Genomic DNA, 26,249 nt, shown 5'->3' with positions numbered 1-26,249 from the left:
TCTATCGTTTTTGTGTAATTGTTTTGTCTGAAATAGAAACAGACAAAAAGAAATAAAAAAACACTCATGATTAAGAGTGCTTTAAAAAATTAGTCTAATTTATTTTTGATATAATACTTTCCATCTAAATCATCGTCAAAATCATCAATTTTAAGAGGTTTAGGTTTAGGTTTCGTTGCGGTAGCTTTCTTTTTCCACATTTCATATTTTTCCAGAGGCATCTTTTTCTTCATAATTTCCAGAACTTCTTTTTCAGCCAATCCAAACTCTTTTTTTATAATTTCAAAAGGATTTTTTTCCTCTAAGGCCAATGTAACAAGTTTTTCAGTTTGTTCCCAGTTCAGTTCTTTACGGTTACTCTTTTTCATCAGGTGAAAATTAATTCTAAATAGTTTTTTTAAATTAAAAAATGAAATTATATTATGTGTCAATATTAGTGAAAAAAATAATTACTTTATTCAAAAATATATTTTTTTTGTATCAATTTTTATTTTTTTAAAAATCCTATTTTTTTAAAGCTTAGCGTAGTTTTTTGAACTGTTTCAGTGTTTTTTTTAACTTGGTTATTTAACTGGAAATTAATATTATTTTTTCAAACGAATATTCATTAAAACAATGGCAGCAATTATTAAAAAAATACCAAACCATTGTAGTTCATTTACTTTTTCGGATAATAAAAAATAAGCCATAGCTACGGAAACAGGGAGTTCTATTGCTGAAACGATACTTCCTAAACCAATTCCAGTAAGTGGGAAACCAGTATTTAATAATAAAGGTGGAATTATGGTGCCAAATAATGCCAAAATAATTCCCCATTTCATGAAAATGCTAACATTAAAAGGAGTTACTTGCGTAATAAATCCAAATGCAATAACAATTAATGTTCCGCCAATAAGCATAAAAAAGCTACGTTTTATGGAAGAAATTTCAGAAGCAATTCTATTAGCACTAAACATAGTAGTAGTAAATGCAGCTGCAGCTAATATTCCCCAAAAGAAACCACGCCAGTCTAAAGTCAGGTTGCTGCTCAATAAATTAGTTGCCAGAACAGTTCCTATCAAGGTAATTATGACTGAGATGATTTTTTGTAATGAAGGTTTTGCCTTATCTAAGAGCATTTCGAGTAAAACACCCATCCAAACGGTTTGCATCAATAAAACAATCCCAATAGAAACAGGAACGTATCTTACTGATAAATAATAGAAAACACTAGTAAAACCCATTGAAGTTCCAGCAGCAATAAGCTGGAAAATCTGTTTTTTAGAAATTTTTATCTCTGTATCATTTTTTTTGAATAATAGAATGATATTAAGAATTAAAACGCCTAAAAGGCCTAATGAAAATTGAGAACCACTCACTTCGGCAGTGGTATATCCTTCCTGGTAGGCCATTTTAACAAATGAAGCTAACATCCCGTAGCTGCTTGCTCCTAATCCTACTAGTAGTACGCCTTTTAAAGTTTTATTCCGAATCATGCTTCATTTTTTGAACTTGCAAAAGTAGGCTATAGCATAAGATAAACAAGAATAAAAACGGTTATAATGTTGTTAAAACAATCCTTCTAAATGTGGACTTTTTATTCCAATTTTTGTGTAATCAAACGCCATTTTTTCTTTCAATAAACTGGCATAAACGGATCTGAAATCGATTTGGTGTTTTAAATCGCCTTGTGATAAATCAGAAAGATTGGGATTGTTTCCTATGATGTTTCCTCGGTTTTGTCCACCAATAACAAACATTGGAGCAGCAGTTCCGTGATCGGTTCCATTGCCGTTGTCTTTGACTCTTCGTCCAAATTCTGAAAAAACAACTATGGTTACATTTTCAAGCAAATTGGATTGTTTCAAATCTTGATAAAAACTATAAATCGCGCCATCTAGTTCTTTGAATTTGTTGTTTTGAATTACCAATTGATTGTCATGAGTATCATAACCTCCCTGCGAAGTGTAATAGACTTTCGAATTCAAATTACCTTTGATCAATCGGCCAATCCATTCCAGATTTTTACCCAATGCACTTTTAGGATAACTAATTTCAGTAGTCGATTTGGTCAATGCTTTTTGAATTTCTTCTGATCCTTCTAAAACGGAATTGGCTACTTTTCGAACAAAATCCAACGAAGAATTCTCAGATAACACGCCTGTTTCTTCTTTGATATTTTTTATCTTAAATCGGTTGGGATCTTTTACGGTAATAGAATTGGGGCTGTCTCCTTTTAAAGAAAGATTGTCTATAGAATCGATGTTAATTCCCGCCGTTGGAGTATGGGTTACACATTGCAAATCAAGATAACGACCCAGCCAGCCTTCATTCACATATTTATTAGAATCAGAGGCGGTTTGCCAAATTTCCTGACTTCTAAAATGAGAACGATTCGGTTCAGGATAACCCACATTTTGAATTACCGATAAATCTCCGTTTTGCTGCATTTGGGCGAATCCTTTCAAGGCAGGGTGAAATCCCATTCCTTTGGTTTTCGAAATGACATCCTCTTTTGTAATGGCAATTTTTGGACGTAAATCATAATACAAAGGATCATCAAAAGGGATGAAGGTGTTTAAACCATCGTTTCCACCGTTCAATTGTATAAAAACGAGGCATTGTTCCCCTATAATCAGGTTTTTTTGAGAACCATAAGAAAACAAAAAATTAGGAAGCAACAAGGTTCCGCCTGTTAATGTTCCTGTAAGCGATAGAAAATTTCTTCTGTTCATGATTGATTGGTTTAGTTGCTTACTTTTAAATTAATTGAAATTCAGGTTCTTTTATTATGGCATTAAAAAGTCTTAAAACCGCTTGATCTGCGTTTTGAGCCTGGGCATCAAAATCGTATTTTAAGATGGTTTCAAAATCTTTCTGGGCGTCACTGTCTACTTGAAACAGCAATCTGTCGGATAAATCACTAATGATTTGCTTGTTCGTTCCTTTGTTCCAATCCAAATGGATGGTTGTTTTTCTAGCTCCTGGACGATTACTATTTGGATTTTCGTCCATCATCATGTTTGCGGCTGCTTTTTGATTGAAATTTTCTCGTCCGCTGCAATACAAATCTGCAAGATTGTTGCGCTGCAAATAAATTTGTGAAGTCAACCAAGATTTTCCACCTTCCCAGCCTTTTACATTGGGTTGGTTTAATAAATCCATGCCTTGGCTTTTTAGAAAAGCTACAATTGGTCTGGTGGTTTTTGGTGTAATATGTAATTCTGAAATCAGTTGTAAATTGTATTCCAAAGGATTTTTAATTTTTGAACCTCCCGTATTTCTATCAAATTCTTCGGTAAAAATTTTCTCTAACAAGGGCTTGATTTCAAAATCTTTTTTTCTAAAATAATCGCCATAATACCTCACCAATTCTGGACTCGGATTATCGTAAATAAACCATTGCAATATTTTTTTAGTAAAAAGGTAAGGACTGTTTTTTTGTTCAAAAATAATAGCTACAATTTCATCCGATTTAAAATGTCCTTTTTGTCCTAAGTAGGTAATTTCAGAATCGTCTGTGAGTTTGTCTCGATAAACACCGCCATGATCTCCCACGCCCAAACCGGCTAATGCTTTTGCACCATTTTTGATATCTTCTTCGCTGTAATTCCCTATGCCAAGAGTAAAAAGCTCGAGTAATTCTCTGCTTAAATTTTCGTTGATTTTGCCTTTTCGATTGTCCACATTGTCCAGATAGCGCAGCATGGCATTGCTTTTTACCATGGCTTTCGTCAATTCTCTAAAATTGCCAAAAGCATGTTTTCGAAGCAGTTGATTGTGTTCAAAAATCCAATAATTGATCTTAACCTTTTGGTAAGTGGATACAAAATGATTGTGCAGGAATAAGGTCATTTTTTCACGTAGCGGATAGCTTTCGGTCATCATTTTATTAATCCACCAGGATTTCATTTCTATTGAAATAAGTCCTTCTTGTTTTTGAAATTCTTGTTTTTGATCTTGGTTTAATGCACGGCTTTTTTGTCTTAGTTCTCGAAAATCGGCTAATGTTTTTGGGCTGTCTTTTAAAAAATCGGGAATACTATTGTCAAAATTAGTTTTGAATGAAGCGTCCAGGAATTTGTTGATTCCCATTTTTTCAATTGCTGCTGCCTGCTTGTTTGAAAAGCCTAAACGGAGGGACCAAAGTGAATTAGAATTCATAATGTATGGGATTTAGTCCCGAAGCTTCGGGATGGTTTGTTTTCTAGGTTGTTACTAATTAAGATAATAAAGAAAGGAAAAGGTTTAATGAGTTATTTTTTTATTCAATTATAACGCAAAATTTAATTTTTTCAGGGTGGGGTAAATCAATTTATAGTTGTCTTACTATTAGCATAATAATATAACGCTAACTAAAAATAAAAATTATGAAAACGATTAAAACCATATTAGCACTATTTTTTTTAGGAACGATAGGAACAGTACAGGCACAAGAAAATAATGTACAGGCTGAAACTAAAATTACATATTACCAACAAAGAGGAGCCGAAGACGCGAAATTTGAGTTGGCATTTACGGCTAAAACCAAAGCCGAGGAAAAAGCCTTTTGGAAAGAACAAAAAGCCTACGAAAAAGAGTTGAAGGAAAGGAATAGAAAAGCCTATCGTGCTTATATTGCCAGTAAGAAAGACGTTTATGCTTCGCATCATTATTCCTGCGATACACATTGTCATCACAGCGATGCTTTTTACAGCCACGCAAGATTTTATTATTACCAGTACAACCAACCTAATTATCAAAGAACACCGAGTAATACTTCGGTGAAAACCCAAATAGGTGTACGTGCCCCAAGCGTACGATTAGGTCTTTAATATATTGAAGATATCGAAAAGCCGTCTCGTTATAAAAAGCGAGACGGCTTTTTTGTTTTTTAGTAAGGGACTCAACCGGTTTAAAATTTGAAAGGTAAGATATTGAATTCTAAAATTTTTGTAAGTAAAATTCTTGTCATAAAATTATGATTTGTTAACCTATTCTTAACTGTATAGCCCTTTTTCATCTGTTATTTTGTTGCTTTAACAAAAACTGTAATTCGTATGAAAATTTTAAATTTTACTCTATGCTTGCTTTCAGCAGCTGTTATTTCTTCTTGTGACAATAATGAAGATAAAGACAAATTTGTGCTTCCTGTTGTTGCTAATACAGGTATTGCTTTGCCTTATACTGTATTGGGTACAGGTAACAATGTAGAAATTCGCAATGGCGGTTTTGGTTCGGCTGCTTGTGCTCATCCAAAAAAGGAAGGAGAATTTTATGCTATGACTGACAGAGGACCAAATACAGATGCTACTGGTGGAAAATATTTCCCATCGCCTAATTACACGCCACGCATTGGTCATTTTAGATTAAATAATGATGGAACGGTAGAAAAGTTAGCAGAGATACTTTTTAAAACACCATCGGGAACTCCAATTAGTGGAAGACCAAATCCTGCTGGTTTTGGCTCAACAGGAGAAATAGCTTATGATTTAACTGGCGCTGTATTAACTACTGATGAATACGGTTTGGATTCTGAAGGTTTAGTAGCAATGAAAGATGGTACTTTTTGGGTATCTGACGAATATGGGCCACACATTGTACATTACAGTAGTACAGGAGTGCAATTAGAAAGAATTAGTCCAGTGGGAATCAATACTGGAACTCGTAAATTGCCAGCAGTTTTTGCTAAAAGATGGGCAAACAGAGGAATGGAAGGTTTAGCAATAACTCCAGATGAAAAAACTTTAGTAGGGATTATGCAATCTCGTTTGTATAACCCGTCTAACGTTGGAGCAATAAATAAAACTTTAACTCGTATCGTTACTTTTGATATTGCAACAGCAAAAACCAAACAATATTTATACAAACAAGAAATTGATAACAATTCCAATTCAGAGATTACTGCTTTGAGTGCTACTCAATTTTTAATTATAGAAAGAGATGGTAATTTTAGTGGGGACGGAGCAGTGATGAAACATATCTACAAAATTGATATTAGCGAAGCTACCGATGTTTCAGGAACTGATTTTAATGCTGAAAATGGTCTTTTAGTGAATGGAAAAGCATTAGAAGCTAATACTTGGGAAGATTTGGCAGCAGCCAATATTAAGCCAGTTACAAAAACGCTTGCGGTAGATGTTTTTAAATATTTAGGGGATTATCCACATGATAAATTAGAAGGTATTTGGTTAATAAACTCAAATACAATTGGTATTATTAATGACGATGATTTCGGAGTTTGGAGTGATGCTACAAATAAAATTAAAGCCAAAACACTTTCGCCAACCAAAGGGACAGAAAGAGATGGTAACCGATTGTATATTTTAAAATTCTAATAGAGAATTCAATATCTATTGTATTTATAAAAAAGCAGGGTAACTATTCAGCATATCCTAATTTAAAACATTAATTGCCTCCGGCTTTAGCTGGAGGAATAAAATTCAGCTGGTTTTTAATGGCTTTAGCCAAAAAGCAGACTATTTTGGCTAAAGCCAATTCGACATTGACCCTATTCCTCCAGCTAAAGCTGGAGACTGGAAATTATGAATATGCTGAATAGTTACAAAGCAGGTATTCTAAAATTATAGAATACCTGCTTTTATTTTGGTGTTATTTTGCGGGGATCGTTTTAATTTGCTCAAACAATTTTTCGTTTGATTCTTCTTTTGCAGCATAATAAATTTTCTTACCATCCGACTTGGTTATAAGGATATAAGGTTTGTTTTCGGCATTTAAAATTAGTTTTACTACTTCGCCTTTATCAGTTTTGTAATAGCCTTTTTTAATAGTTCCAGCAGAAAATCCTTTAGTTCTTCGAATAATTTTTGGTTTTTCATGGACTAATTGAATGCTTTTGATTGTACTAAAAGGTACGATTTCGCCATAATTTCCTTGAAATTCAATTGAATTGGAATTTAAAATGAGTTTAGTTTCTTTATAATCACGAATAAATATCACAACTATAAAAATCAAAACTACTGCTAGAAGGTAAGCTCCAAATTTATTTTTTTTGGCATTAAAATATTTAGTACTTGTGGCAATAAAATAAATGTAGGCTACAATAGGGTAGACTGCAATGAAAATACTTGTAACGTTTTCATCAATAAAATAAGTCACAAGCATTCCAATGACGAAAAACGAAAAGCCTAAAAAAACATGAAACTTTCTAAAATAAGTAATATATGTTTTTAGGTCTACTTTCTTTTTCTCTTCGTCATTCATGTTGTTGTATCCCGCAAGCAAGTATTTGGCATTATTCTCGGTTACAATAAATCCGATGGCAATAAAAAGTAAGCTCATTCCAATTAAAGTGTACATCATGTTTTTTTGAGTTTATCAATTAATAAAATTTTAAATTATCTAAATTTTTAAAGCGCCACGAAATCCTCGGGCAGCATAATACGATTCAGCGCCGTTATGGTAAATAAATACATTCCCGTAACGGAAATCACCAAAAAGAGCGCCACCTAATTTCCTAATTTCGGCAGGCGTTTCAATCCAACTCGATGTTTTGGTATCGAATTTTCCTGATTTTTGCAACTCTCTATATTGTTCTTGTGATAAAAGTCTAATTCCCATGGCCGTAGCCAAATCCATCACACTATTTTTGGGTTTGTTTTCTTTTCTGGAATCCAATGCCTGACGATCGTAACAAAGACTTCTGCGTTCTTTTGGACTTTCAGCCGAACAATCATAAAAAGTATATTCATCAGTGTTTTTATCATAATGGACAACATCTGGTTCGCCGCCTGTTCTTTCCATTTCATTTAACGACCACAGTTTTTCAGGATTCGCTTCCAATTTAGTTTGAACTTTATTCCATTCCATTTCTTCATGACGATTCTTGTTTTTTTCAAAACGCTCTTTCACTATTTCTAAAAGTGCTTCGGTTTCTGATGATGATAATTTCTTTTTCATAATGATAATTGTTTTGTAATGTCAGTCTGTCCCGAAGCTTCGGGAGTCTAAGACATCGTTTATATTGTAAAAAGCACTTCGACAAGCTCAGTGTGACAGTTGTATTATTAAATGATTTTTATCCTCTCATTTTACAGTTTCGTTCGCACAAATCGATGACTTGAGTAATTCTAGATTGTCTTGTTTCTGGGCGTTTGGCTTGGCTTACCCAATATAAATAATTTTTTTTATAAGATTTGCTGAAGTTTTCATAATTTGAAAAAGCAACTGGGTTTTTAGCAAAAGCCTGTTGTAAATCTTCTGGGATTTCTAGGTTTTCCACTGCATCTAAACTTTTCCAGGAACCATTTTTCTTGGCAGTTTCTATTTTTTTTAAACCACTTTCGTGCATTAAGTTGGCAGCAATTAAATCTTCGATGTATCCTTTGTTTATTTTGCTCCAAATACTTTTGTCTTTTCTGGGAGTAAAAAGTTGTTGTCTTCGGTGTTCATCCAGTTTTCTAACCGTAGAATCAATCCAACCGTAACAAATAGCCACTTTTACGGCTTCTTCCCAACGCATGCTTTCGGCTTCGTGTGCTACTTTGTAAAAAATCAAATAGACCGCTTTGTGTTTATCGTGGTTTTCATGCAGCCAGGCCCTCCATTCGGAAGCATTTTTAAAATATAAGGTTTGTTTTTCGAGCATGGTTTTAATCAAATCGGGTTATGTAAAGGTATGAATTGCGTATGGCTTTAGCTCAATGTCATTAAGTTAAGGGATTTTTGATTGAAGATTAACGATTGCTGATTTCAGATTTTTGTGTTTGTAAATAAAAATCCCTCGATTTTACGAGTTTCGCACATCTGAAATCAAAAATCGTTAATCAAAAATCTGCAATCAAATTATCATTCTATCCTTAACTTAATGACATTTGGCTCTAGCTCGATGAAATAATTTACAAGTTATGGTTTTGGCCAAAATAGTTGTTTTTTAGGCTAAAGCCATTTGGAAATCTTTATTTGAAACTGGTCTAAAGCCCAGCCCAATTCATTTTTCGTTTTCTTATACCTACAATCTATTCATTGCGGGGAACGGAGCAATCTTGTTTAGTAACTTTACAAAGTTGCTCATCTTTGTGGAATTGCAAATCTTTACCATCTGGATGGAAAAGTATTGTGGAGTTTCCTCCTTCGTCGGAATGACAAAATGGGCGGTTTTAGTTTGTGTAAAAGAACGTTTTTAAGCAGTTTTATCCGCTATCTTGTCATTCCGAAGAATGAGGAATCTCATTTAGTAACTCGACAAAGTTGCTTTTCGTTGAGGGATTGTAAATCTACGCTATCGGGTTTTAAATAAAAGAGTCTGGATTTACTTTTCTAATTTCATCATAAACCTCCTCAATTAATCTTGCACAGTCCAATACAAATTCATCATTTACTTCAATTAAAGTCGAAATTTCAGAAACGTCACCTTCATCAAAAAAATCTTCTCTGGACAGTTTTACTTTAAAAGATAATGAACCTGATTTAGCAACTAACGCATTATAACTTCTGCCTTTTCAGTGTTTTAGAGTATTAATGGCATAGATAAAATCTTCAAAACGGTTTTTAAGTTCAGTATTTCCAGATTGATAAATAATTTTTTTCGCTTCTTCAAATCCATTCTTGCAACTTAAATCTTCTTGTAAAATAGATTCAAATAAAGAAAATATACCAATTGCGATGATTGTCTTTTGCAATTGAATCATTTGTAGAGTCTTAACAAGAGTAGTGGAACCACCACTTGTCTGTAATTCTTCAATTACTTTAGATTCTATTTCCTCTAATGTCCCTAGAGAAAATGCAGTACTTCTATAAACTAATTCACTAAATTGGTGCATATTTCTACATTATAATTGTCCATAATTGATTTTTATTCTTTTTTGAGTTATTCTTTAAATCAAATATATTAAAATATTCTTACAGAATTTATTTTTTAAAATGAATGTTTTGCAACTCAACCCTGTTAGCGTTTTAAACGCTAACAGGGTTATAGAAACTACAAAAGCTATTTTAGAAAAGATTGTAATATCTTAAAACCAAAAAAACCTGCCAGTTTGCACTAGCAGGTTGTGTTGCATCAGTTAAACGAATAACCAAATAACCAAATAAACTATTTAATCAACTCAAAACTACGCTTTACAAAAGCCGTTAAAGCTTCTCCTTTAAGTAAGTTTTGAGATAATTTGGCCAGGTCTAAGGCTTGTTTGACTAAGCTTTCCTGAGCGGTTTTGTCTTCTGTACTTAGAATAGTAGATGCCAAAGGCGAATTAGTATTGACTACTAAATTATACATTTCTGGCATGTTGCCCATTCCGAACATTCCGCCACCGCCAGTTTGACTCATTTCTTTCATTCTACGCATAAATTCTGGTTGCGTGATGATAAATGGCGCTGCCTGACTGTCTAAAGCTTCCAGTTGAACCGTATAGGTTTTAGGGACAAAAGTTTCTAAAGATGTTTTTAAGCTTTCTTTTTCCTCATCAGAAAGTTTAGAAATTGTAGTTTCTTCTTTCTTGATTAGGTTATCAATATGGTCTGAATCTACACGAACAAAAGTCAGATTCTGATTATCGGCTTCTAATTTTTGAATTAAATGCGAAATAATTGGCGAATCCAAGAGCAAAACCTGGTATCCTTTTTCTTCAGCTGTTTCAATGTAAGCGTGTTGCGCTTCTTTGTTTCCAGCGTATAGAATAACAAGTTTTCCGTCTTTGTCGGTTTGCGTATCTTTTAGGTTTTCTTTTAGTTCGTCAAGGGTAAAATATTTGTCGTTTACCGTTGGGTACAATACAAAAGCACCTGCTTTTTCATAAAATTTATCTTCCGAAAGCATTCCGTATTCTAAAACAATTTTGATGTCGTTCCATTTGGCTTCAAAATCGGCTCTGTTTTCGGTGAATAAAGTTTTCAATTTATCGGCTACTTTACGAGTGATGTAGTTCGAAATTTTCTTCACTGCTCCATCTGCCTGTAATCCTGAACGGGAAACATTCAAAGGAATATCTGGAGAATCCACTACTCCGCGAAGCATCATCAAAAATTCAGGAACAATTCCTTCTACATTATCCGTTACAAAAACCTGATTTTGGTACAATTGGATTTTGTCTTTTTGAATTTGCATATCCGAACCTAATTTTGGGAAATATAAAATTCCTGTTAGGTTGAACGGATAATCTACATTTAAGTGAATGTTGAATAACGGCTCTTCAAATTGCATTGGATACAATTCGTGGTAGAAGGTTTTATAATCTTCTTCATTTAAATCAGCTGGTTGTTTGGTCCAGGCTGGATTTGGGTTGTTGATGATGTTGTCAATTTCAACCGTTTCGTTTACGTAATCTTCAGGAGCATCTTCCGGTTTTGGTAAAGTATTGGTTTTAGTTCCAAATTTAATCGGAATTGGCATGAACTTATTGTATTTGTTCAGCAATTCTTTGATTTTGTGTTCTTCTAAAAATTCTAATGAATCTTCGGCAATGTGAAGGATAATTTCTGTTCCACGAGTCGTTTTGTCAGCTGGTTCTAATGAGAATTCAGGACTTCCGTCGCAAATCCAGTGTGCAGCAGGCTCGTCTTTGTATGATTTAGTGATAATTTCCACCTTAGAAGCTACCATAAAAGCAGAGTAGAAACCAAGACCAAAATGACCAATAATTCCTGAATCTTTAGCCGTGTCTTTGTATTTTTCTAAGAATTCTTCGGCACCTGAGAAAGCCAGTTGGTTGATGTATTTTTCAACCTCTTCTGATGTCATTCCGATTCCCTGGTCAATGATGTGAAGTTTCTTGCCTTCTTTGTCAATTTTTACCTCAAGTATTGGATTGCCATATTCTACTTTAGCTTCACCAATATTGGTTAGGTGTTTTAATTTTAATGTTGCATCTGTTCCATTCGAAATTAATTCACGTAAAAAGATCTCGTGATCGTTGTATAAGAACTTTTTGATAAGTGGAAAGATATTTTCCACAGAAACGTTAATTTTTCCAGTTGTCATATTTAAAATTTTTATAATGTTTTACAATCTGTTTGAGATTCTTCAAATAAAGTACCAATTCTAATGGAAGTGACAAATTGTCTTAACAGTAAATTGTGTAATAAAATAATAACATTTTGAAACAAAATGTGTGAATTTAGATTGTATCTTTGCTTTAAGTTTAATATTAAAATGATAAAAACGATGAAAAAAATATTTTTTATTACAGCAATTGCGCTTGCCTTATTTTCGTGCAAAACATCTTCAGTTACTGCAACTAAGTTAGATAGGAAAATCCAAGTTGGAGTAAAGGGAAATTGGGTAATTAGTTCTGTGTCTTATCCAGGTTCAGAATATATTAAAGTAAATTCTTTTCAGATCGCTGATTCAAAATGTTTTGAAGGAAGTACTTGGAAGTTTGTTTCTAACAACAATAAAGGAACAATGGCTTTAACTAAATACGATTGTCCTACTTTTAGCTCACCTATTACATGGTTTGTGAATTCTAATGGAGAATTTGTTTTGAAAGTTTTAGATGCTGGCGAAAAAGCTAAAAAAGTGAGAGATGGTTATGTTTTAAGTGTAGCTAATTTAACAGAAAGCTCTTTCCAATTGATTGACAGAATCGATGTGGGTGGAAAATTAACCAATGTTGTTTACCAATTTCAACGCGTAAACTAATCCCGAAAATTATAAAGTAACAAAAAGAAATAAATATGAAAAATATATCCGTATTAGCATTAGCTATAGTAATGATTGCAGGTTCAGTTTTTACGAGTTGTGAAGCAATAAAAAACACTAATAAAACACAAAGAGGTGCTGGTATTGGCGCAGCTGGTGGAGCAATTATTGGTGGGATTTTAGGAAATAATCTTGGAAAAGGTGGAAAAGGGGCTATGGGTGCTGTAATTGGTGGAGTTGTTGGTGGAGTTGCCGGTGGAGTTATTGGTAATAAAATGGATAAACAAGCTAGACAAATTGATCAAGCCATTCCGGGTGCTGAGGTAAAAAGAATTGGTGAGGGAATCCAACTGGTTTTGAACGAAAATGCAGTGCGTTTTGATACTAATAAATCAAGTCTGACTGTTGCTGCTAAAACAAACCTAGATAAATTAGTTGCTGTTTTTAACGAATATCCAGACACAGATATTACTATTTTTGGTTACACGGATAGTACTGGTCCAGCAGATTTTAACATGAAACTTTCGGGAGAGCGTGCGGCTTCAGTTAAAAATTACTTGGTAAGCAAAGGAATTTCTTCTAGCAGATTTAGTGTTACAGGAATGGGAATTGCTGACCCAATTGCAGATAATGGTACTGTAGAAGGAAGAAGCCAAAACCGTCGTGTAGAATTTGCAATTACGGCTAATGCTAAAATGAAAGCAGATGCAGAGAAAGAAGCAGGAAACTAGTTTTTAGTATTTTATATAAAATAAGATTAGGTCGTTCCAGTTTTTGGAACGACTTTTTTTTTAACCGAAAATCGCACAAATTTCTATAGATTAATTTGTGAAATTTTGTGCAATTTATGGTTGTTATTTTGAGATTCTCTGTGATGTGTTTTTATAGATATTTCTATATTTTATCCTTTTTTTATAGTAAAGAAATCTATCTTTGCACTCTCAAAAAAAATATTCTTTTAAAATGCTTCAAGTTCAAAATATCTCCTTTGGTTATACCGAAAAACCAGTGGTTCAAAACATTCATTTCTCAGTTGAAAAAGGACAAAATATTGCTGTAATCGGCGAAAGCGGTTGTGGTAAAAGTACTTTACTGAAATTAATTTATGGTTTGTATGATTTAGACGAAGGACAAATTTTTTGGAACGAACAGCAGGTTTTAGGAACCAGTTTTAATCTAGTTCCAGGAATGCCATATATGAAATATTTGTCACAGGATTTTGACTTGATGCCGTATATTACTGTTGCGGAGAATGTGGGAAAATATTTGTCGAATGCGTTTCCAGATCAGAAAAAAGCACGCATCAAAGAATTACTTGAAATTGTAGAAATGACCGAGTTTGCCAATGTAAAAGCAAAATACTTAAGCGGTGGTCAACAACAACGTGTGGCTTTGGCTAGAGTTTTAGCGCTAGAACCCGAAGTTTTACTATTGGACGAACCTTTTAGTCATATTGATAACTTTAGAAAAAATGCACTTCGACGTAATTTGTTTGCTTACCTAAAAGCAGAAGGAATCACGGTTATAGTTGCCACTCACGATAGTACCGATGCACTTTCATTTGCTGATGAAACAATAGTGTTGCAAAACGGAAAAATGGTTGACAAAGCCAATTCTCATGATTTATACAACAATCCTATTAATAAATATGTGGCTTCTCTTTTTGGAGAAGTAAACGAACTCAAATTATCCCAATTAATAACAGTTGATGAAGATTTGGATGAATTGGTCTTATTGTATCCACATCAATTAAAAATAGCCGAAAATGGTTTGATGAATGTTTTAGTCAAACAATCTTATTTTAAAGGCAGTTATTACCTTATCAAAGCCGTTTTTGATCGAAAAGTAATTTTTTTCGAACACGAATCTCCTCTAGAAATGAATCAAGAAGTTAATTTGATGATTTCTTAGGTGAAATTTTAAATTTTCGTATCATTTTTTTTATTAATTTTAATTAAAATATTGTAAAATAAGTATTTATCATAAACAATAATCAATAAATTAAAAATTTTTGAAAATGGGGAAATTTGTAATTACAAAAAGAGCTAATGGTGAGTTTCAGTTTAATTTAAAAGCAGGGAATGGTCAGACAATTTTAGCAAGTGAAGGCTATACAACTAAAACTGCTTGTGATAACGGAATCGAATCGGTTCGAAAAAATGCGCCTGAAGATGGTCGCTACGATCGTAAAGAATCTTCAAATGGCAAACCTTACTTTAATCTAAAGGCTGCTAATGGTCAAATTATTGGAAGTAGTGAAATGTATGAGTCAGTTGCTTCTCGTGAGAACGGTATTGAATCGGTTAAAAAAAATGCTGTTGACGCCGTTGTAGAAGATCAAACCGTTTAATGAAATAAACCCTAATTGAACGCGCAAACCAGTTTTTAGACTGGTTTTTTTATTATATTTAATTTTTAAATTAAACAATAAAGCTATGTATCATTCCAAAATTTCGGGCTTAGGTTTTTATGTACCTTCGAATGTGGTTACTAATGACGATTTGACAAAACTTATAGACACCAATGACCAATGGATTCAGGAAAGAACCGGAATTCAGGAACGCAGACATATCATTCCAGGAGAAGACACCACCACTTCTATGGGCGTAAAAGCAGCTAAAATTGCTATTGAACGTTCTGGGATTTCCAACGATGATATCGATTTTATTGTTTTTGCTACTCTAAGTCCGGATTATTATTTTCCAGGACCAGGGGTTTTGGTACAACGAGATTTGGGATTAAAAACCATAGGAGCATTAGATGTTAGAAATCAATGTTCGGGTTTTGTTTATGCACTTTCGGTAGCCGACCAATATATCAAAACAGGAATGTACAAAAATATTTTGGTCATTGGTTCCGAAGTACAATCTTCCGGATTAGACATGACTACTCGCGGACGCGGCGTTTCGGTGATTTTTGGCGATGGAGCAGGAGCAGCAATTTTAAGTCGTGAAGAAGATGTATCGAAAGGAATTTTGTCAACACATTTGCATTCCGAAGGAATTCATGCTGAAGAATTGGTATTGACAGCTCCAGGGATGGGCGGCCGCTGGGTGAATGATATTTTAGCTGATAACGATCCTAATGACGAAAGTTATTTTCCACACATGAACGGGCAATTTGTATTTAAAAACGCTGTAGTTCGTTTTGCCGAAGTCATTAATGAAGGTTTAGAAGCTAATAATTTAAAAGTTTCCGATATTGACATGCTGATTCCGCATCAGGCTAATTTGAGAATTTCGCAGTATATCCAGAAGAAATTCGGTTTGAATGACGATCAGGTTTATAATAATGTTCAAAAATACGGTAATACAACTGCCGCTTCGATTCCTATTGCATTGACTGAAGCTTGGGAACTTGGCAAAATAAAATCAGGTGATACTGTTGTTTTGGCTGCTTTTGGTAGCGGATTTACCTGGGCAAGTGCTATTATTAAATGGTAGAAGATGGAAGTTGGAAGTAGGAAGATGGGAGTAGGAAGACAGAAAGCAGTTGATTTTTAGATAAAAAAGAAAGCCCCAATTTTGAAAATTTAAAATTGGGGTTTCTTAATTATTTAATGTTTTGGCTCATAAATTAATCTCAAGAAAGAGCTAAATCGTTCGTTTTCTCTACTAATAGGAATTCCCGTAACAATACCAACCAAAAGATGATCAGTGACTTCTACTCTCATTTGTGGTCTTATGGTCATTTCAAAATCATTGGATGTTACTTCTTTGTTGAATTCCAAACCAATAAAATTTCTAGTTCCTGGAATCATATAGTGAAAATTGCTGTTGATTTGCCATGATGTAGTGGTTGACTGATGATCGTCAAAGTGATGCTGGATAGCAGGGCCAGTGTACAAAAGGGTGTGGAAATTATTTCCCCAACGTTTTGCCACTACAAAGAAAGGATTATAAATGTTTCCAGTAAAAAGTTTACTACTGTTATAATTATTGAAGGCAGTTAATTCAAATTCATGAATATAACCTATTGCCATGGATGTTTTTAGTTTTTCGGATACAAAAAAGGAATATTGAGTGGCCAGTTTTAGGCCATTAAGTTTACTGCTTGGTACGTTTGTTGAATTAGCCGAAGGATAAAAAGTAAAAGGAAGTTCTACTTCTAATCCCAGTCGATCGATGGGTGCCCATTCATATTCTACTAAGGCTAAATATTCGTCATAAGTGTTATTATCAGTAAGTCCAAGACCAACATTCCATTCTCTTTCCCCTTTTCGGGCACCAAGATCTCGTATTAAATCAATATATAAGGGTTCGGCATGTAAAACTTTGACTAGTTCGTGTTTGTTTTCTACTTCTTGAATATAAAGACTGTCAAGAGTAGCTTTTTTTGACTCCCTTTCTGTTTGAGCGTTAGTATTGAAAATAATTAAGAGTAGGGCTAATAGTGAAAAAAAAGCCGTTTTTAAAGTGTTGTTTGTCATTTTAATTGGTTTTATTTTGTTGAATATTATACCAATATTGATGATGATTTAGTTCTAATCACTATGGTACAAAAAATGCTTTGTTTTCTAAAAAAAGAAAACAAAATCGCATAAAAACATGAAAAAACAAATTAAATTTCGGGTGGAGGAGAGTAAATTTCGAAATAAGGTATCAGTACAAGGGTCTCGTTATAATTTATGTTACCTGAATTGGAATCGTAGATTTCTTCGTTGTTATTTATTTTAAAACTGGGTAGAATATAAAAAGCACTGGAGATTGTTTTTTTTAAAATGTGGTTGTTTTCGGTATCAGTATCTTCGTTTTCAGGTATTGCATTTTCAAACTTAAAAACTTTTTCGACAATAATTTCGATAAGACTTTCTTGGTCGTTAAAACTTAAATCCTCAGGAACATAACTTGGACGAATGTCACTAGTATCCACACTACAATTCAGTAGGTAGAGTGCCATAAAAGCACAAAATAAACGAAGTCCTTTCTTGTTTCTGATTGTGTTTAACATAGCACAAAAGTAATATTTTTTCATTCAATAGGCGTTTTGTTAGTGTTTTATTATCATAATAATTAAATATGATATAATGTGTAATTTGCTATACCAAAATTCACGAATTAGAATTATATTTGCCCACCTAAAAACAACATAATGACATTATCACAAACGCTTACGCCATCTATAAAAAACGCAATTCAGGTTTTATTTGATATTTCGATTGATAAAGTTGAATTTCAGGCAACACGTAAAGAATTTGAAGGCGATATTACGATGGTAATTTTTCCTTTGTTAAAAATCACAAAGAGTAATCCGGTTGAGTTAGGAAATAAAATTGGAAACTATTTGGTTGAAAATGTAGTTGAGGTAAGTGGTTTTAATGTGGTTTCAGGTTTTCTGAATATTGTTATTTCTGATGCTTATTATTTGAATTTCTTCAACGGAATTAAAGATAATGAGCAATATGGTTTTGTGACTCCAAATCCAGAAGACAAGGCGGTAATGGTAGAATATTCTTCGCCTAACACGAATAAACCTTTACATTTAGGTCATGTTCGTAATAATTTATTGGGTTATTCGGTAGCTGAAATTATCAAAGCTTCGGGTAAAAAAGTCTATAAAACTCAAATCATTAACGATAGAGGAATTCATATTTGTAAGTCGATGTTGGCTTGGCAAAAATTTGGAAAAGACCAATCACCGGAATCAACGGGATTAAAAGGAGATAAATTAGTTGGGAATTTTTATGTGGCTTTTGATAAGGCTTACAAAGAAGAAATCAACCAATTAATCACTCAGGGAAAAACAGAAGAAGAAGCTAAAAAACAAGCGCCAATTATACTTGAAGCCCAGGAAATGTTGTTAAAATGGGAAGCAGGAGATGAAGAGGTTATAGCGCTTTGGAAAAAAATGAACCAATGGGTTTATGATGGATTTGCTGCAACTTATAAAAGTATGGGGGTTGATTTTGATAGTTATTACTACGAAAGCAATACCTATTTGTTAGGGAAAGATGTAGTTCAAATGGGATTAGAGAAAGGAATCTTCGAAAAAGATCCTGACGGTTCAGTTTGGATTGATTTGACAGATGAAGGTTTAGATCGAAAAATTGTATTGCGTTCTGACGGAACTGCAGTATATATGACGCAAGATATTGGAACAGCAATTCAGCGAGTGAAAGATTACCCAGATGTAGGCGGAATGGTTTACACCGTAGGAAATGAACAAGATTATCATTTTAAAGTTTTGTTCTTAATTCTGAAAAAATTAGGTTTTTACTGGTCTGAAAATCTTTTCCATTTGTCTTATGGAATGGTTGATTTGCCTTCGGGAAAAATGAAATCTCGTGAAGGAACTGTAGTTGATGCTGATGATTTGATGCAGGATATGACCGATACGGCTCAAAAAATCTCGGAAGAATTAGGGAAATTAGGCGGTTATTCAGACGAAGAGAAAACTAAATTGTACAAAACTATTGGTCTTGGAGCTTTGAAATACTACATTTTAAAAGTAGATCCTAAAAAACGTATTTTGTTTAATCCTGAAGAATCAGTTGATTTTGCTGGAAATACAGGTCCGTTTATTCAATATACGTACGCCAGAATCCAATCGATTATAAGAAAAGCTGATTTTGATTTTTCGAATGTTTCAACAGTAACGACTTTGCACGAAAAAGAAAAAGAATTATTGAAACAATTAGAGTTGTTTCCAGAAGTAATTCAAAACGCAGCACAAAATCATAGTCCGGCTTTATTGGCTAATTATACTTATGATTTGGTAAAAGAATACAATTCCTTCTATCAGGCTGTACCAATTCTAGGGGAAGCCGATTTAGACATTAAAATATTCAGAGTGCAACTGTCCAAAAAAGTAGCCGATACTATTGCTGCTTCGTTTAAATTGTTAGGAATTAATGTTCCTGAGCGAATGTAAATTGCGGTTTACAACTTATAGTGAGCACCTTAGAAAAGCGTTGAAAGTTCGTGATAACGAATAGGTATCGACCTTTTCTATGGTGTTTAAATTGTTGTTGATTCTAAAGTTTTGATTGATATTGTTTTTGGTATCAAAAATATTTTGAACCGATACGCCTACTGTCAAGACATTGTTTTTATTGAACTTAAAACTTTTACTTCCTGATACATTAATTTGAAAATAATTAGTCAAATTTGAGGAATTGGGCAAATCGTAAGCAATTTCAGGTTTGTCCAATGTAGGAAAAATAGCTGTTGTGCTGAGTGGTAAAGTATTCGGTTTCCCAGAAAAAAAAGTACTGCCAAGTGCTAATTTCATTTGGTTATAGTCATAAATCAATGCTGTGGTCAAGTTGTGATTAATTTCAAAGTTACTCGGAAAAATGCTAGGATTAAACGATTCAAATTCGTAATCGTTTCTTAAAACGGAATAACTCATCCAAGTTGTAAAATGATGAATTCGCTTTTGAACCAATAATTCGGTGCCTAAAACGGTATAATTTCCATTAATTCTCAAAAACTCTAATTGGTTTTGAAATCCTTGACTTTTGCTAGTGATTCCCGATACTTGCTTGTAAAAATTATCTAAAATAACCAACCATTGATTTTTTTTAAAAGTAAATCCAACAGACCATTGATTGCTAAACATGACAGGAATATCCGCATCATTGGCCAACACCCATCGGCGTTTTTCGATACCTAAAAAATCTTGTTGTAAATCAATTACTTGGGAACTTAACTGGCTTTTTCTTTCTCCTTGAATTTCTGTCGAAAATGAATCTGAAAAGTTGTAGTGAAATTGCAGCCTAGGTTCCACGCTGTTTTTAGACAATGAAGCCATGTAATTATTGCGAACTCCAAGAGTAGTTTTGATTTTATTATTGTTTGATTGGTACGAAAGCTCACCAATCAAGGCATGCGAAATGAGTACTTCTTTTACACTTCTAAAAAAAGCAGGAATATTAATTTGGTCAAAATTTCGAATCCCAATTTCATTAAACTGATAACCTGACTGAAATTTTAGAGTATTGCTGATGGTATTGTAGTTTTTAATTCGAATTCCAGTATCAACAATCGTATTTTCTTGATTTAGATTTCTATTATTTGTAATAGATTCGTTGGTGGAATTGATATTGTAAACAGAAGCATAAGCCTCTAACTCGGTTCTAAAATTGGAGTTCCAATAGCTGTTGACGCTAAGTGCTCCTGCATAAGTGGCTTGTTTTAAACTACTATTTTTGGTCACAAGAATGTCGTTTTCGGTTTTAAACTCGTTCAATTCGAGTGAATTAGAAATGGCAATCAAGGATAGATTTGCTTGCGTTTTAGAATTTATTTTTTGTGTAATCTGAGCAGTAGCGTCATAAAAATAAAAATTTTCTTTGTTATTATAATCCACTATTTCATTGTTGGTTACATTCGAAATAGCCGTGTTTTGAAATATTTTTTTGTAATAACTTTTATAAGTTGGCGATTGGAATGCGTCGGTATGCGAGCGTCGGGCACTGATTTCGACAGCTGTTTGAGGAGCTATTTTTATTTGGGTAAAAAAATCAGCACTAATTAAATTGGCACCAATGCTGGTGGGGTCTTTTTCGGAATCTCGGTTTTGAGTAGCGATATCGACTACGCTCGAAATGCCTTCTCCATAAAAAGCAGAACTTCCATTTTTAAATATCTTAATATTGTGAGCCAGATTAGGATTTAAGGCCGAAATTAATCCAAAAAAATGTGCTGTTTGAAACAAGCGAATACCATTCCATAAAAATAAATTTTGATCATGGGTTCCGCCTCTCACGTTGAGGTTGGATAAAGTTTCATCGGCACTAACGATTCCCGGAATTTGTTTTAAAGTTTCAAAGACATCAGGTTCTACTAAACCAGGCAACAGACCAAATTTTTTAGGTTTGATTTCTAAGCTCCCGTCTGTTTTTTTTGAAATTCCGTTGGTTAATATGTTTGCTGTTACGACTTCTTTTAACTCGTTGACTAAAGGATATAAGTAGATGATATTTAGTGGTTTTGCTGTTTCGTTTGTGTTAATTGTGATTCCTTTGCTGAGATAGTTTATGTGTGAAATTTCAATTTGAAAAACGGTTTTTGGGTCTATTTCAAATAGTCCTTTGGCATCACTGGTAATAGTATTTTTGCTGCCGTTAATTTTTATAGTTGCCGCTTCAATTGGTATTGTGTTTGTTGCATCTTTCAGTTGAAACCGAATTGTTGTTGTTTTGGATTTGTGACTAATAGCGATGTAATTGCTAGTGATAAATTCAAAATTTAACTCAGTTTCTTGGATTAAAAAATCGATTTTACTCTCAATTGTTTTTTCTTTTGCTGGCGATTGTACAGAGACTCCAGCAACATCTTTTTCGAGGTAGCTAAAATGAACTTGATGTTGTTTTTCTATTTTTTTTAATACGGTTTTCAAGTTTTCGAAAGCCGCTTTGTTTTGGGCTTTGGCATCAAAAAAAATAACTAACAGCAAAAAAAGTGCAGCAATCGATTTATTTACTTTCAAAAGATTCAATGAGTTGGTAGTTTTTATCGTCTTTTTTGTTGATGCTTACTCCATAAGTACTACTAATCATCTGGAGCGCCACTTTGATGTTGTTAGCAGGTATTTCTCCAGTAAATAATTGGTTGCTTATGTTGGTATTGTACGTAATTGTTATGTTGTATTGTCGTTCTACTTCTTGCAGTATGTCTTGTAAACGAGCTTGTTCAAAATGTAGTTTTTGGGTTAGCCAATAGGGTTGCTTTTGGTAGGTAGCTGTAGTAGTTACTTTTTGATTGTTTAGTATTGTTACTGATTGTCCTTTTGTTATTTTTTCGATTTTATCACTATAAGCAACAGCTACTTTTCCTTCAAAACAACTTACATCAAGTCTTTTGTTTCTGGATTTTACGTTAAATTGTGTTCCTAGAACCGATACGTTTCCTAATGCGGTGTGTACCGTAAATTTTTGTCCTTTAGCGACTTTAAAAAAAGCTTCTCCTTTTAAATCAAGATTTCTATTCGAATTCCAGTTCCATTTGGTGTAGGTAATTTGAGAACCAGCATTTAAAATTACTTGAGAATGATCGGGAAGAACAAAACGGGTTTGTTGGCCGTTAGTAGCAGTATATGTTACCGGATTGGTCGCATCATACGTCAACCAGATCCCTAATACTATTACTAAAACCGCAGCTATTTTTAAAAATAGGGCAAAAGGATTTTTGCTAACATTTTGCTGTTGGATTGGAATTACCGTTTCTTTAGCATCCAATATGCTTTGCAACATAGCCTCAGGATCGAAGCCTGTGGTTTGTAAATTTGCCGAATGCTTTTTTATTTTCTCAAGTACCAAGAAATCTTCTTCTAGCTTCAATTGTGCTAAATCTTCGTCAGCTATTGTACCGTCTAGCCATTTTGCTAATGTAAAGTTTTCTTTCATGTGCTTTGCTTTCTACTATAACAATTGAGAGTGTAATTACCCTACTTAAAATTTTTAAATTCTTTGCGTAATTCGGTTAATGCTAAATGAATGCGTTTTTCAACTGCTTTGACAGAGATGTTTAATATTTCGGCTATTTCGGTATATTTTTTTCCGTCAATTCGATGCATTAAAAAAGCAACTCGCTGGGTTTCATTAAGGCGTTCGATAGCGGTTAGTAATTGGTTTTTAAACTGCTCTTCTTCTAAAATATATTCAGGGTTTTTGTACTCTATTTCGGCATTTGAGTGTGTGTTGCTGTAATTTAATTTTACTTTTTCATGTGCTATCACATTAAGCGAAGCATTATTGACTAAGGTGTACAAATAAGATTTGGCTTTATCAATAGGCACATCAGCACAATTTTGCCAAAGTTTGATAAAAGCATCTTGTACCAAATCTTCTGCTTGCTCTGTTTGACCAAATTTGTATATTAAAAAATTGCGTAGCGAAACAACATGCTTTTTAAAAAAAGCTGAAAAAATAGATTCTTGACAAATTTCAGACATACTAAATCGAATAAAAATTAACGTAAGGGTAGGGTAAGCTGCTATTCATCTGTTTACTGTATATACAAATATACACGAATTCAAAAAAATAGTGCGAACAGTGGTGTGATTTTTTTGAAAATAAAGTCCTTGTATTAGGAACTTTTAGAGTGTATTTGAAAAAAAATGATTTTTGATTTTACGTTTAAGTTTGATGTAGCCTTTAGTAAAATAGACTAAATTTGTATGTTTAATGAAACGTAATTTACTTTGTAATTCCTTTTATATCATGAAAGTAAAACTTCTGTTTTTGGTTATTTTATCTTTTGCATTGTTGATTTGCTGTCAACGTGAAGAAGAAATAATAATTGGTGGTGCCAATGACCCAGCGCCTAATGCTTTGGTTGCTAATTCTCCCCTGACTCAACTTATTGCTAGAATGACTCAGGTTCCTACTTTTTTAGACAATGTTTTGGATGGAACGAGTTGTTTTGCAGTGCAATTGCCCGTTACTGTTATAGTAAATTCCCAAACAATTGTTGTCAATACTAGTAGTGATTATCAAACCGTACAAGATAAGAAGGATGTTTCCACTACTGATGATGATATAGTTAATTTTGTTTATCCCATAGCCATTGTGTTTAAAAATGGTACTGTAAAAAACATTAATACATCGCTTGAGTTTCAGAATGCGAAAAACAACTGTACTCCAGAATCGAATTTAGCCGAAATAAGTTGTGTAAGGATCGTGTATCCAATAACCTTGAACTTGTATGATGTGAATAATCAATTGGCCAGTACGCTTGTTTTACGAAATAGCAGTCAGTTTTTTAGTTTTGTAACTAATTTAAAAAAAACAGATCTTACTGAAATCACGTATCCTATAATGGGAGTTAATGCCCTAGGAAATTCAATTAGTATAGCTGACAATAACGCTTTGGAGAATTTTATCGAAAGTGCCATTCCACAATGCAATAGCGGTAGTACAGCTTCTTTTTTAGAAATATTAAAATCAGGTTCATGGCGTGTAGGTTATTTTTATGATGATGATGACGATGAAACCGATGAGTATGCAGGATATTCTTTTGTTTTTAATGCCAATAATACGACTTCTGTTATAAAAACGAATCAAAATTCAACGGGATCATGGTCTTACACAACAATTGCTTCTGGAGATTTTATAGACTTTTCTTTTATGGATGATGATTTGTCTGAATTAGAGGAAGATTGGAAAGTCATAGAATTTTCTAATAATTCTATTCGATTTAAAGAAAATACCGATGATGACGATCCGAGTTATTTGACTCTTTCAAAAAATTAACCCGTTATCAATAGCAATATTAAAGATACATTCTGCCCAAAGGCGATTGACTTTTATTAAGCAAGCTTTATCTCTAGGCTTGCTTTTTTTTGGCTTGTATTATTTAGAATTGATTGTTGGTTACAATAAAGTTTCCATTTTATTAGCTTGTCAAAGGAGTTTTTCAAAAGTCTTGCTTTTTTTTGGCTTGTATTATTTAGAATTGAATGTTGGTTACAATAAAGTTTCTATTTGATTAGCTTGTTATAGGAGTTTTTCAAAAGGCTTTTTTTTGACCCTTTGTTATGCTTTTTTTAAGCCAATGTATTCCTAATCAAAACAACAGTTTACATTTAAAATTACTTCATATTTATGCAATGAACGGAGTAGTTAAATCTTAATCGATTAATGAAAAATCATCTCGTATTGATTAAAATGTTTCTTCCAACTTTTGGAAACAAAAAAAACCGTGCTATTAAGCAACGGTTTTTTTAAGGTATAACATTAAGTTTTTGGCAGAAAATTTTAGTCTTCTAGATCACAAAAATCTTTAATTTTATCTTTTATTTTGTTAGCCAATGAGCGATTTCCATCAGGATCATTTGGGCTAATTTCAATGATACCATCTTTGTTCCCATCAACGGCACTGCTTAAATCAACGTTGGCAAGTACTGCGTTCAAATCAAAATCAAAGACCACATTTACTTTTGCATTTTCGGTTACTACTAGCTGTTGATTGGTGTCTTCGTAATCAATTTCAAAATCTTCTTCTACATTATGCCAAAAAATAAACGGAACAGCATTTATAGTTCCTTCCATTTTTATTGATTTGTTAAACATATCACTGGAACTATTGTTGCTTTTGTGTATTTTAAATTCAACTTCTTCATAAACTCCATTCGGAATATTTAGACCTACAATTTCTGTTGCTCCACCAAGAATACTCAATTCAAAAGGTCCTTTTAATTCGATGTCATCATCATCATCATAAAAACCATCTCCTGAAGAAAAGTCATCGTCCATTTCAAATTCGATTTCTTTGATGTTAATTTTAAAGGAAGTTACCTCTACAGTCGAGTTGTTTTTTGCAGTTGTTTTGGCAGTTTTTACACTATTGCTCCCATAGGTTGATTTAGCAATAAGTTTGACATTCTCTCCTTCATTTTTTGTGTCATCGTTGCTACAAGATACAGTGCATAAGGAAAGTCCTAAAATGGCGAGTAATAAATTTTTGTTTTTCATTTTTTTTAAATTTAAATAGTTATCGTTTGTTAATGAAACATTTTGAAAATCATTTACCCTACCAGATTTTTATTTTTTTTTAAATAATTAAGTTTTCTGTTTTTAATTAGTTGTAATTATGTGTTTTAGGGAATATAAAAAGCCAAATAAAATACTCAGTATTTATTTAGAATAAATAAAAATAGTTATATATTTGTTTCACTTTTAAGAATTGAATTAGCGTTTACGCTTTGGTGTTCCTATCAACAAAGTGTTCATGAACTTAATTACTTGGTT

24 protein-coding genes are annotated in these 26,249 nt (G+C 33.2%); 9 read left to right on the top strand and 15 right to left on the bottom strand.

Annotation, left to right across the window (positions count from 1 at the left end):
- Positions 1-89 precede the first annotated feature (89 nt).
- The 4 genes from AAGV28_RS02725 to AAGV28_RS02710 all read right to left on the bottom strand — a co-directional run bounded on the left by AAGV28_RS02725 (position 90) and on the right by AAGV28_RS02710 (position 4,143).
- Complete coding sequence (locus AAGV28_RS02725; RefSeq protein ID WP_373392275.1) at positions 90-368, bottom strand: DUF2805 domain-containing protein; 279 nt, start codon at positions 366-368, stop codon at positions 90-92.
- Positions 369-584: 216 nt separating this feature from the next.
- Positions 585-1,475, bottom strand: a complete 891-nt coding sequence (locus AAGV28_RS02720; RefSeq protein WP_373405288.1) for an EamA family transporter — start codon at positions 1,473-1,475, stop codon at positions 585-587.
- A 72-nt stretch (positions 1,476-1,547) separates the two neighbouring features.
- A complete protein-coding gene (locus AAGV28_RS02715) occupies positions 1,548-2,714 on the bottom strand; it encodes a DUF1501 domain-containing protein (RefSeq protein WP_373405287.1) in 1,167 nt (388 codons plus the stop codon).
- 25 nt (positions 2,715-2,739) lie between these two features.
- Positions 2,740-4,143 carry a DUF1800 domain-containing protein gene (locus tag AAGV28_RS02710; RefSeq protein WP_373405286.1) on the bottom strand — a complete coding sequence of 468 codons (1,404 nt, stop codon included), beginning with the start codon at positions 4,141-4,143 and terminating at the stop codon, positions 2,740-2,742.
- A gap of 206 nt (positions 4,144-4,349) precedes the next feature.
- Here AAGV28_RS02710 and AAGV28_RS02705 point away from each other — a divergent pair, with 206 nt between their 5' ends.
- Both AAGV28_RS02705 and AAGV28_RS02700 read left to right on the top strand, forming a co-directional pair.
- Positions 4,350-4,793: a hypothetical protein gene (locus AAGV28_RS02705; RefSeq protein ID WP_373405285.1), complete on the top strand. Its 444-nt coding sequence runs from the start codon at positions 4,350-4,352 to the stop codon at positions 4,791-4,793.
- A gap of 225 nt (positions 4,794-5,018) precedes the next feature.
- On the top strand, positions 5,019-6,296 hold the full coding sequence (locus AAGV28_RS02700) for an esterase-like activity of phytase family protein (protein WP_373405284.1): 1,278 nt from the start codon (positions 5,019-5,021) through the stop codon (positions 6,294-6,296).
- A 274-nt stretch (positions 6,297-6,570) separates the two neighbouring features.
- Here the strand turns inward: AAGV28_RS02700 and AAGV28_RS02695 are convergent, their stop codons facing one another.
- The 5 genes from AAGV28_RS02695 to htpG all read right to left on the bottom strand — a co-directional run bounded on the left by AAGV28_RS02695 (position 6,571) and on the right by htpG (position 11,896).
- Positions 6,571-7,281, bottom strand: coding sequence for a DUF3784 domain-containing protein (locus AAGV28_RS02695; protein WP_373405283.1), 711 nt, complete (start codon positions 7,279-7,281; stop codon positions 6,571-6,573).
- A 39-nt stretch (positions 7,282-7,320) separates the two neighbouring features.
- The gene (locus AAGV28_RS02690) at positions 7,321-7,878 is read right to left on the bottom strand and encodes a DUF4256 domain-containing protein (protein ID WP_373405282.1); all 558 of its coding nucleotides are present in this window, start codon (positions 7,876-7,878) and stop codon (positions 7,321-7,323) included.
- A 118-nt stretch (positions 7,879-7,996) separates the two neighbouring features.
- Positions 7,997-8,566, bottom strand: a complete 570-nt coding sequence (locus AAGV28_RS02685) for a YdeI/OmpD-associated family protein (RefSeq protein ID WP_373405281.1) — start codon at positions 8,564-8,566, stop codon at positions 7,997-7,999.
- A gap of 853 nt (positions 8,567-9,419) precedes the next feature.
- Entirely contained in the window at positions 9,420-9,740 is a 321-nt protein-coding gene (locus AAGV28_RS02680) for a hypothetical protein (RefSeq protein ID WP_373405280.1), read from the bottom strand.
- A 272-nt stretch (positions 9,741-10,012) separates the two neighbouring features.
- The gene (gene htpG / locus AAGV28_RS02675; RefSeq protein ID WP_373405279.1) at positions 10,013-11,896 is read right to left on the bottom strand and encodes a molecular chaperone HtpG; all 1,884 of its coding nucleotides are present in this window, start codon (positions 11,894-11,896) and stop codon (positions 10,013-10,015) included.
- Positions 11,897-12,079: 183 nt separating this feature from the next.
- Between htpG and AAGV28_RS02670 the strand changes: the two genes are divergently transcribed.
- The 5 genes from AAGV28_RS02670 (at position 12,080) to AAGV28_RS02650 (ending at position 15,999) form a co-directional block, all read left to right on the top strand.
- Entirely contained in the window at positions 12,080-12,556 is a 477-nt protein-coding gene (locus AAGV28_RS02670; RefSeq protein ID WP_373405278.1) for a hypothetical protein, read from the top strand.
- Between the two features lie 35 nt (positions 12,557-12,591).
- Entirely contained in the window at positions 12,592-13,287 is a 696-nt protein-coding gene (locus AAGV28_RS02665) for an OmpA family protein (RefSeq protein ID WP_373405277.1), read from the top strand.
- A gap of 232 nt (positions 13,288-13,519) precedes the next feature.
- Positions 13,520-14,467 carry an ABC transporter ATP-binding protein gene (locus tag AAGV28_RS02660; protein WP_373405276.1) on the top strand — a complete coding sequence of 316 codons (948 nt, stop codon included), beginning with the start codon at positions 13,520-13,522 and terminating at the stop codon, positions 14,465-14,467.
- A gap of 106 nt (positions 14,468-14,573) precedes the next feature.
- Positions 14,574-14,906: a YegP family protein gene (locus AAGV28_RS02655; protein ID WP_373405275.1), complete on the top strand. Its 333-nt coding sequence runs from the start codon at positions 14,574-14,576 to the stop codon at positions 14,904-14,906.
- An 85-nt stretch (positions 14,907-14,991) separates the two neighbouring features.
- Entirely contained in the window at positions 14,992-15,999 is a 1,008-nt protein-coding gene (locus tag AAGV28_RS02650) for a 3-oxoacyl-ACP synthase III family protein (RefSeq protein ID WP_373405274.1), read from the top strand.
- 113 nt (positions 16,000-16,112) lie between these two features.
- Here AAGV28_RS02650 and AAGV28_RS02645 read toward each other — a convergent pair whose 3' ends face one another.
- Positions 16,113-16,985 (bottom strand): HAEPLYID family protein, encoded by an 873-nt coding sequence (locus AAGV28_RS02645; RefSeq protein WP_373391023.1) that lies wholly within the window; start codon positions 16,983-16,985, stop codon positions 16,113-16,115.
- A 131-nt stretch (positions 16,986-17,116) separates the two neighbouring features.
- Positions 17,117-17,530, bottom strand: a complete 414-nt coding sequence (locus AAGV28_RS02640; RefSeq protein ID WP_373405273.1) for a hypothetical protein — start codon at positions 17,528-17,530, stop codon at positions 17,117-17,119.
- A 117-nt stretch (positions 17,531-17,647) separates the two neighbouring features.
- Here AAGV28_RS02640 and argS point away from each other — a divergent pair, with 117 nt between their 5' ends.
- A complete protein-coding gene (argS, locus tag AAGV28_RS02635; protein ID WP_373405272.1) occupies positions 17,648-19,426 on the top strand; it encodes an arginine--tRNA ligase in 1,779 nt (592 codons plus the stop codon).
- Positions 19,427-19,441: 15 nt separating this feature from the next.
- Here argS and AAGV28_RS02630 read toward each other — a convergent pair whose 3' ends face one another.
- Genes AAGV28_RS02630 through AAGV28_RS02620 form a run of 3 tightly spaced genes read right to left on the bottom strand, consistent with a single transcriptional unit; the run spans position 19,442 to position 23,452 of the window.
- Positions 19,442-21,988, bottom strand: coding sequence for a TonB-dependent receptor (locus AAGV28_RS02630; RefSeq protein ID WP_373405271.1), 2,547 nt, complete (start codon positions 21,986-21,988; stop codon positions 19,442-19,444).
- The gene (locus AAGV28_RS02625; protein WP_373391019.1) at positions 21,975-22,904 is read right to left on the bottom strand and encodes a FecR family protein; all 930 of its coding nucleotides are present in this window, start codon (positions 22,902-22,904) and stop codon (positions 21,975-21,977) included. The genes AAGV28_RS02630 and AAGV28_RS02625 overlap by 14 nt, the downstream gene beginning before the upstream one ends.
- Positions 22,905-22,945: 41 nt before the next feature.
- Positions 22,946-23,452, bottom strand: a complete 507-nt coding sequence (locus AAGV28_RS02620) for an RNA polymerase sigma factor (protein WP_373391018.1) — start codon at positions 23,450-23,452, stop codon at positions 22,946-22,948.
- A 232-nt stretch (positions 23,453-23,684) separates the two neighbouring features.
- Between AAGV28_RS02620 and AAGV28_RS02615 the strand changes: the two genes are divergently transcribed.
- Positions 23,685-24,752 carry a hypothetical protein gene (locus AAGV28_RS02615; protein ID WP_373391017.1) on the top strand — a complete coding sequence of 356 codons (1,068 nt, stop codon included), beginning with the start codon at positions 23,685-23,687 and terminating at the stop codon, positions 24,750-24,752.
- Positions 24,753-25,256: 504 nt separating this feature from the next.
- Here the strand turns inward: AAGV28_RS02615 and AAGV28_RS02610 are convergent.
- Complete coding sequence (locus AAGV28_RS02610; RefSeq protein ID WP_373391015.1) at positions 25,257-25,973, bottom strand: hypothetical protein; 717 nt, start codon at positions 25,971-25,973, stop codon at positions 25,257-25,259.
- Between the last annotated feature and the right edge of the window lie 276 nt (positions 25,974-26,249).

The organism is Flavobacterium zubiriense (genome assembly GCF_041729725.1).
Classification (GTDB): Bacteria; Bacteroidota; Bacteroidia; order Flavobacteriales; family Flavobacteriaceae; genus Flavobacterium; species Flavobacterium zubiriense.
Note: the sequence above shows the minus strand (reverse complement) of the source record. Positions and strands in the feature narration are given on the sequence as shown.

What these genes read in the sequence shown, in the direction of transcription:
- AAGV28_RS02725 (WP_373392275.1), bottom strand. Translation starts at nt 368, where the DNA reads ATGAAAAAGAGTAACCGTAAAGAACTGAACTGGGAACAAACTGAAAAA.
- AAGV28_RS02720 (WP_373405288.1), bottom strand. Translation starts at nt 1,475, where the DNA reads ATGATTCGGAATAAAACTTTAAAAGGCGTACTACTAGTAGGATTAGGA.
- AAGV28_RS02715 (WP_373405287.1), bottom strand. Translation starts at nt 2,714, where the DNA reads ATGAACAGAAGAAATTTTCTATCGCTTACAGGAACATTAACAGGCGGA.
- AAGV28_RS02710 (WP_373405286.1), bottom strand. Translation starts at nt 4,143, where the DNA reads ATGAATTCTAATTCACTTTGGTCCCTCCGTTTAGGCTTTTCAAACAAG.
- AAGV28_RS02705 (WP_373405285.1), top strand. Translation starts at nt 4,350, where the DNA reads ATGAAAACGATTAAAACCATATTAGCACTATTTTTTTTAGGAACGATA.
- AAGV28_RS02700 (WP_373405284.1), top strand. Translation starts at nt 5,019, where the DNA reads ATGAAAATTTTAAATTTTACTCTATGCTTGCTTTCAGCAGCTGTTATT.
- AAGV28_RS02695 (WP_373405283.1), bottom strand. Translation starts at nt 7,281, where the DNA reads ATGATGTACACTTTAATTGGAATGAGCTTACTTTTTATTGCCATCGGA.
- AAGV28_RS02690 (WP_373405282.1), bottom strand. Translation starts at nt 7,878, where the DNA reads ATGAAAAAGAAATTATCATCATCAGAAACCGAAGCACTTTTAGAAATA.
- AAGV28_RS02685 (WP_373405281.1), bottom strand. Translation starts at nt 8,566, where the DNA reads ATGCTCGAAAAACAAACCTTATATTTTAAAAATGCTTCCGAATGGAGG.
- AAGV28_RS02680 (WP_373405280.1), bottom strand. Translation starts at nt 9,740, where the DNA reads ATGCACCAATTTAGTGAATTAGTTTATAGAAGTACTGCATTTTCTCTA.
- htpG (WP_373405279.1), bottom strand. Translation starts at nt 11,896, where the DNA reads ATGACAACTGGAAAAATTAACGTTTCTGTGGAAAATATCTTTCCACTT.
- AAGV28_RS02670 (WP_373405278.1), top strand. Translation starts at nt 12,080, where the DNA reads ATGAAAAAAATATTTTTTATTACAGCAATTGCGCTTGCCTTATTTTCG.
- AAGV28_RS02665 (WP_373405277.1), top strand. Translation starts at nt 12,592, where the DNA reads ATGAAAAATATATCCGTATTAGCATTAGCTATAGTAATGATTGCAGGT.
- AAGV28_RS02660 (WP_373405276.1), top strand. Translation starts at nt 13,520, where the DNA reads ATGCTTCAAGTTCAAAATATCTCCTTTGGTTATACCGAAAAACCAGTG.
- AAGV28_RS02655 (WP_373405275.1), top strand. Translation starts at nt 14,574, where the DNA reads ATGGGGAAATTTGTAATTACAAAAAGAGCTAATGGTGAGTTTCAGTTT.
- AAGV28_RS02650 (WP_373405274.1), top strand. Translation starts at nt 14,992, where the DNA reads ATGTATCATTCCAAAATTTCGGGCTTAGGTTTTTATGTACCTTCGAAT.
- AAGV28_RS02645 (WP_373391023.1), bottom strand. Translation starts at nt 16,985, where the DNA reads ATGACAAACAACACTTTAAAAACGGCTTTTTTTTCACTATTAGCCCTA.
- AAGV28_RS02640 (WP_373405273.1), bottom strand. Translation starts at nt 17,530, where the DNA reads ATGAAAAAATATTACTTTTGTGCTATGTTAAACACAATCAGAAACAAG.
- argS (WP_373405272.1), top strand. Translation starts at nt 17,648, where the DNA reads ATGACATTATCACAAACGCTTACGCCATCTATAAAAAACGCAATTCAG.
- AAGV28_RS02625 (WP_373391019.1), bottom strand. Translation starts at nt 22,904, where the DNA reads ATGAAAGAAAACTTTACATTAGCAAAATGGCTAGACGGTACAATAGCT.
- AAGV28_RS02620 (WP_373391018.1), bottom strand. Translation starts at nt 23,452, where the DNA reads ATGTCTGAAATTTGTCAAGAATCTATTTTTTCAGCTTTTTTTAAAAAG.
- AAGV28_RS02615 (WP_373391017.1), top strand. Translation starts at nt 23,685, where the DNA reads ATGAAACGTAATTTACTTTGTAATTCCTTTTATATCATGAAAGTAAAA.
- AAGV28_RS02610 (WP_373391015.1), bottom strand. Translation starts at nt 25,973, where the DNA reads ATGAAAAACAAAAATTTATTACTCGCCATTTTAGGACTTTCCTTATGC.